This is a genomic window from Agrococcus sp. HG114 (assembly GCF_024723325.1).
Lineage (GTDB): Bacteria > Actinomycetota > Actinomycetes > Actinomycetales > Microbacteriaceae > Agrococcus.
Map to the genome: position 1 here is coordinate 1 of NZ_JANQCH010000133.1, position 6003 is coordinate 6003.

The following is a 6003-nucleotide window of genomic DNA, read 5'->3' on the forward strand; positions in this document are numbered from 1 at the left end:
GGCGCGGCGAGCGACGGGCGCCGTCGGCTGCCGCGCCGTGGACGCGCGGAGCGCGCGGGCGCTGGGAGCCGGCCGACGCGTCCGCCGAGCCCACGCGCGTCGTGCCGGTGCCCGAGCTGCCGTGGGAGGCGCCGCCCGAGCCGGAGCCGGTCGTCGAGCGCGTGCCGCGCATGTGGCCGATCGCGGTCGGGATCGCGGCGCTCGCGGTGCTCGCGTGCATCCCCCACTGGGTCGCGCCGACGGTCGCGCTCATGGTCTCGCTCGTCGGCGTGCCGATCGCGTGGGGCTTCCGCCGCATCTCGCACGGGCGGCGGCGGGTGCAGTACATCGTGGTCGTGCTCACGCTGCTGCTCACGGCCGCGCTCGCGGTGATCGCGCCGCTGCTGTGGCTCGAGCTCGGCGTGCTGCAGCCGCTCACCGTGCCCGAGTGACGCCGGTCAGGGCGCTCACGACCCGTTGACGGCGCTCTCGCGCCCGGCCAGGGTCGAGCCATGGCGACGATCACCGCGACCGAGAGCATCACCCTCGACGGGGTCATGCAGGCGCCCGGGGGCCCCGACGAGGACCGGCGCGGCGGCTTCGACCACGGCGGGTGGGCGCAGCCGTTCGCGAGCGACGAGCAGCTGGCGATCATGGGCGAGGGGATGGCGGCGACGCGGGCGATGCTCTTCGGCCGACGCACATACGACGCGGTCGTCGGGCACTGGCTCTCGGCGCCGGAGCCGAACCCCTTCGGGGGCTTCCTCCGGGCGATCCCGAAGTGGGTCGCCTCGCGCTCGGGCGCGCCCCTCGCTCACCCGGCGTCGACCCTGCTGCCCGGGGAGGCGGTGGACACCGTCGCGCGGCTGCGCGGCGAGGTCGACGGGGTGATCTCGATCCTCGGCAGCGGCGAGCTCGTGCGCGCGCTGCACGCAGCGGGGCTCATCGACCGCTTCGTGCTGCTCGTGCACCCGATCACGCTCGGCAGCGGCGCGCGCCTGTTCGGCGACGGGCCGCGCCGCGACCTCGAGCTGCAGCGGGCCGATTCGACGAGCACGGGCGTCACGATCCTCCAGCTCGCGGTGCGCGGCACGGGCGCTCGAGCGACCGAGCCGGGCGCGATGCCCTGATGCGCGGGCGGTCCGACTCGCGTAGCCTCGCCGCTGTCGCCCTCGACGGCGAGGGCGCGGGAGGAGCGCACGCGTGACGAAGTACATGATCTCGTTCCCGAGCGGCGAGATGGAGATCCCGGAGGGCGAGTTCGACACCGTCGTCGAGGAGTCCCACCAGGTGATCCGCGACATGAAGGCGGCGGGCGTCTACGTCTTCGGCGGCGGCGTCGACGAGTCGGTGCCGCCCGTGCTCGTCGACGCGCAGGGCGGGGTCGAGGAGGGCACCTACCCGCAGACGAGTCGGCTCGAGGGCGGCTACACGATCATCGAGGTGCCCTCGCGCGACGAGGCGGTGCGGTGGGCATCGAAGGTGGCGGCGGCGTGCCGCTGCCGGCAGGAGCTGCGCGCGTTCGGCTACGACCCCGAGTCCTGACGCCTGGCTCCGGGCGAGGGCCGCTCAGCAGGCGCCGGGCTCCTGGAGCGCAGGGTCGTCGACGAGGCCTCCCGCGAGGTCGAAGCTCGCGACGAGCTCGTCGTCCGCGACCTCGATCGAGCGCAGCTCGGCGCCCGCGGGCACGGAGGCGGCGATGCAGAGGCGCCGGTCCTGCAGCAGGGGGTCGACCAGGGCGCCGAAGCGCTCGCGCAGCTCGTCGGCGCGCACCGTCGCGTCGGCGATCGTGCCCTCGACGGGCGTCAGCACGATGTCGCCCTCGGACGCGCTCGGCTCGAGCGCGATGCCGAGCGAGATCGAGGCGCCGAGCACCTGCGCGTCGAACGAGGCCGTGACGTGCGGCGCGGCGAGCTCGACGGTGTCGGCCGGGAACCCGTCGAAGGTCGACAGCAGCGACCGGAGCTGCTCGGTCGTCATCCGCACCTCGGCCGTGCCGCCCTCGGCGGGCGCGTCGCCGCGGATGGGCACGGACCGGCCCTCGGCGACGACATCGCCGCTGAACGCGCCGACGGTGACGTCCTCCGAGGCCACGCGCACGTCGGCGAGCCTGCCCGCGACGAGCTGCGGGAGGAGGATGCCGCCGACCTCGACGTCGATCGGGTGCTCGGGCGGGAGCTGCAGCCGCTCGGCGACCGCCGTGCGCACCATGCCGGGCACGAGCTGGCGCGCGACGAGCTCGGCGCCGACGACGAGCGCCACGACCACGAGGAGCGCCACGACGGCCCAGATGGCCCCGCGTCCGCGCTTCCGAGTCCTCGCCACACGGGCATCGTAGGAGCCCGTCCGGCGCGCATCCTGAGTGCTGGCCGCCACCCGTGAGGCCGCAGGCCGCTCTTCGGTTCGATTCCCGGCAGACGCGAAGAGGCCCGGTCGAAGACCGGGCCCTTGGAGCGGATGACGGGAATCGAACCCGCGCTATCAGCTTGGGAAGCTGAAGTTCTGCCATTGAACTACATCCGCGTCGCCGCGTGAGCGGCTACGACCATCGTACGGCACTCCGCCGAGGAGCGCCCGCTCAGCCCCCGTAGGGGTGCGCGACGAGGTCGGCGTGCTCCGGGTGCTTCTGCAGCCACCCCTGCACGAACGTGCACTGCGGCACGATGCGGCGGCCCGCCTCCCGCGCCTCAGCGATCGCGAAGCCCGCGAGGGCGCTCCCCACGCCGTGGCCGCCGAACTCGTTGCCGACGACGGTGTGCTGGAGCGTGCGCTCGCCGGTCTCCTCGTCGTCGACGTACGAGAGCACGCCGGCGAGGTGGCCGCCGATGTGCGCCTCGAAGCGCGAGCGGTCGGTGTCGTCGCCGACGACCACGTGGGTCTCGCGCGATGCAGCCTCAGTCATGCCGCCCATCCAACCCCGAAGGCGGATGGGCGACAAGGGTCAGGCGGATCCGCCCGACCGCGTGTCGCCCCGGCCGTGATCGGCCGGGTGCGCCGTCGCGGCGTGCGCCTCGAGCGACTCCGCGTCCTCAGCGCTGCCGCGGACCGACGCGGCGTAGGTGCGCAGGTGCAGGCGCACCGGCTCCTCGGCCTGCGCCTGGCGCTTGCGGCGCCGAGCGGCCGCCCAGAGGTTGAGGCTCTCGACGAGCACCGCGAACACCATCGGTCCGTAGATGAACGCCTTGTCGATGTGGAAGCCGAAGCCCTCGGCGATGAGGAAGACGCCGATGAGGAGCAGGAACGACAGCGCGAGCATCTTGACCGTCGGGTGGCGGTTGACGAACTCGAAGATGTACCGCGCCGCGAACAGCAGGATGCCGAACGAGATCACGACGGCGCTGATGATGACGAGCATGTTGCTCGTCATGCCGACGGCCGTGATGACGGAGTCGAGCGAGAAGACGAGGTCCATCGCGAGGATCTGCGCGAGCACCGCGCCGAACGTCGCCTTCGCGGCCGAGGTGCCGTGCTCCTCCTCGCCCTCGAGCTTCAGGTGGATCTCGTGGATCGCCTTGTACAGCAGGAAGCCGCCGCCGCCGATGAGGATGAGCTCACGGCCCGAGAAGCCCATGCCGAGCACGGTGAAGAGGTCGTCGTTCAGCGTGATGATCCAGCCGGCCAGCAGCACGAGCCCGATGCGCATGACCATCGCGAGCGTGAGGCCGAGCGTGCGGGCCCTCGCCTGCTGCGACTCGGGCAGCTTCGACGCGAGGATCGAGATGAAGATGACGTTGTCGACGCCCAGCACGATCTCGAGCACGAAGAGCGTGAGGAAGATCGCGATCAGGTCTGGCGTGAATTCGAGCGAGAAGTCCATGTCGCGCCGATCGTACGGCCGGAAGGTTGCGGCGAGCCGGGAGCGATGCGCATCAGGGCACGCGGTGCAGCCACTGCTCGGTGGCGAACTTGGTGCGGATGCGCTCCTCGGCCTCGGCGAGCTCGTCGGCCGTGAGCGCCCCGTCGGTGCCGCCGTACAGGCGGCGGAAGGTCGCCTTGAGCGCCTCCTGCACCTCGGCCTTGCCCATGCCGGTCTGCGACTTGAGCGGGTCGACGCGCTTCTTCGCGCTCGTGGTGCCCTTGTCGCTCAGCTTCTCCTTGCCGATGCGGAGCACCTCGGTCATCTTGGCGGCGTCGATGTCGTAGGACATCGTCGCGTGGTGCAGCACCGCGCCCGAGGCGAGCCGCTTCTGCGCGGCGCCGCCGATCTTGCCCTTCGTCGAGCTGATGTCGTTGAGCGGCGCGTAGAACGCCTCGATGCCGAGCCCCTTGAGCGCCTCGATGACCCACGCATCCAGGAACGCGTACGAGTCCTGGAAGCTCATGCCCTGCACGAGGTCACCGGGCACGTAGAGCGAGTAGGTGATGGCGTTGTCGGGCTCCGAGAACATCGCGCCGCCACCCGTGATGCGCCGCAGCACGGGGATCCCGTGCCGCTCGGCGTTCTCGGGGTCGACCTCGTTCCGGTACGACTGGAAGGAGCCGAGGTAGACCGCGGGCCCCGAGAGGTTCCAGAAGCGCAGCGTGGGCCCGCGGCGGCCGGCACCCACCGCCTCGGTGAGCACCTCGTCGAGCGCGACGTGCACGATCGGCAGCCGCGGCTCGTCGTCGATGATCGTCCACGCGTAGTCGCCGAACGTGCTCGCGTGCTGCAGCGCCCGGCGGATCGCGACCCCGACCGACTCGGGCGTGAAGCCCAGCAGCACGGCGTCCTTCGGGAGCGCGGCCTTGATCGCCTCGCCGATCTCGACGGCGGATGCGGTGGCCGGCAGCCCGTTCACGGCCGCGTCGATCGTGCCGAGCGCGTCGTCCGGCTCGAGGAAGAAGTCGCCCGCGAGGCGGAAGTCGGCGATCCGGCCGTCCCGCTCCTCGAGGTCGACCACCACGAGCTTGCCGCCGGGGACCTTGTACTCGCCGTGCATGGCTCTCAGCCTACGGCGGCCGCGTCACGAGCCGGACCCCGTCTCGGCAGGCGGACCCGAGATCTGGGGTCCATCTGCCGGAACGGGGTCCGCGTCGATGGGCCTCGCGCCCGCGGCGAGCGTCCCCGGTCACGCCGCGCGGCGGGCGAGCCTCGCGCGGCGGTCGTGGTCGCGCGCGAGCAGCGCGAGGGCGAGCGCGCCGGCGAGCAGCCCGACGTCGCGGAGCGCGACGTCGAAGTAGCCCGGCAGCGTGAGCAGGTTCACGATGATCCCGAGCAGCCACGCGGCGACCACGAGCCCGCCCCATCGGGGCGCGAGCGCGACGAGCACGCCGGCCGCGATCTCGACGAGCCCGACCCCGTACATCGCGAAGCGCGCGTCGCCCGGCACGACCGCGTCGATCCACGGCGCGAGGTACTGCGTCCAGTCGGCGAGCAGGTTGGTGAGCTTGTCGATGCCGAACAGGATCGGCGCGACGGTGAACGCGGAGCGCAGCAGCAGGAACGCCCACTCGGAGGCGCTGCGGGTGTGCATCCGTTCGCGGCTGATGCTGCCGCGCGCGGTGGTGGGCGACGTCGTCGTGGCCATGGCACCGCTCCTTCCTCGAAGGGATCCGCGGGCGGGCGATCCGTCCCCGGATCAGGTTCTATCTGTCATTGCTTCGCACGATAGACCTGCCCTACTCTAGCGTCAAGATGCTCGTCTGATAGAAGGAGCCGCGCATGCCGGACGACGCCACCGCAGCCGTCGCCGCCCTCGCCGATGCCGCCCGGCGGCAGCTCTACGAGTACGTCGTCGCGCAGCGCTCCCCCGTGGGCCGCGAGCAGGCGGCCGCGGCGCTCGGCATGCCGCTGCACCGCGCGCGGTTCCACCTCGAGCGGCTCGAGCAGGCGGGGCTGCTCGAGGCCGACTACGCGCGACCGAGCGGCCGGGGCGGGCCCGGCGCCGGGCGCCCGGCGAAGCGCTATCGCCGAGCGCAGGGCGAGGTCGCGGTCTCGCTGCCGCCGCGCGGCTACGACCTCGCCGGCTCGGTGCTCGCGGGCGCGATCGAGGCCGCGACCGCGACCGGCGAGCCGGTGGCGGATGCGGTGGCCCGCGTCGCGCG

General features: G+C 72.7%; 8 protein-coding genes, 1 tRNA gene and 1 pseudogene. 4 read left to right on the forward strand and 6 right to left on the reverse strand.

Translation table 11 applies throughout. The features are described from left to right. From NWP09_RS11025 to NWP09_RS11035, 3 genes and pseudogenes are all read left to right on the forward strand, one after another. Window positions 1-431, forward strand: a pseudogene (locus tag NWP09_RS11025) (hypothetical protein); the annotation flags it as partial. 60 nt (window positions 432-491) lie between these two features. Continuing rightward, the gene (locus NWP09_RS11030) at window positions 492-1109 is read left to right on the forward strand and encodes a dihydrofolate reductase family protein (RefSeq protein WP_258275564.1); all 618 of its coding nucleotides are present in this window, start codon (window positions 492-494) and stop codon (window positions 1107-1109) included. Window positions 1110-1182: 73 nt separating this feature from the next. Continuing rightward, window positions 1183-1524 carry a YciI family protein gene (locus NWP09_RS11035; RefSeq protein ID WP_258275565.1) on the forward strand — a complete coding sequence of 114 codons (342 nt, stop codon included), beginning with the start codon at window positions 1183-1185 and terminating at the stop codon, window positions 1522-1524. A gap of 24 nt (window positions 1525-1548) precedes the next feature. On the opposite strand, the gene NWP09_RS11040 is transcribed toward NWP09_RS11035, so the two are convergent. The 6 genes from NWP09_RS11040 to NWP09_RS11065 form a co-directional block, all read right to left on the reverse strand. Further along, on the reverse strand, window positions 1549-2304 hold the full coding sequence (locus NWP09_RS11040; RefSeq protein WP_258275566.1) for a DUF2993 domain-containing protein: 756 nt from the start codon (window positions 2302-2304) through the stop codon (window positions 1549-1551). 124 nt (window positions 2305-2428) lie between these two features. After that, window positions 2429-2502: transfer RNA gene (locus NWP09_RS11045), tRNA-Gly, on the reverse strand. 55 nt (window positions 2503-2557) lie between these two features. Continuing rightward, window positions 2558-2881, reverse strand: a complete 324-nt coding sequence (locus tag NWP09_RS11050; RefSeq protein WP_258275567.1) for a GNAT family N-acetyltransferase — start codon at window positions 2879-2881, stop codon at window positions 2558-2560. Between the two features lie 39 nt (window positions 2882-2920). Then, entirely contained in the window at window positions 2921-3796 is an 876-nt protein-coding gene (locus NWP09_RS11055; protein ID WP_258275568.1) for a TerC family protein, read from the reverse strand. A 52-nt stretch (window positions 3797-3848) separates the two neighbouring features. Continuing rightward, window positions 3849-4898, reverse strand: a complete 1050-nt coding sequence (locus NWP09_RS11060) for a biotin/lipoate A/B protein ligase family protein (RefSeq protein WP_258275569.1) — start codon at window positions 4896-4898, stop codon at window positions 3849-3851. 129 nt (window positions 4899-5027) lie between these two features. Further along, window positions 5028-5486, reverse strand: coding sequence for a DoxX family membrane protein (locus NWP09_RS11065; protein WP_258275570.1), 459 nt, complete (start codon window positions 5484-5486; stop codon window positions 5028-5030). A gap of 134 nt (window positions 5487-5620) precedes the next feature. Here NWP09_RS11065 and NWP09_RS11070 point away from each other — a divergent pair. Beyond that, window positions 5621-6003: helix-turn-helix domain-containing protein (locus NWP09_RS11070; protein WP_369010422.1), on the forward strand; the 383-nt coding region annotated here is incomplete at its 3' end.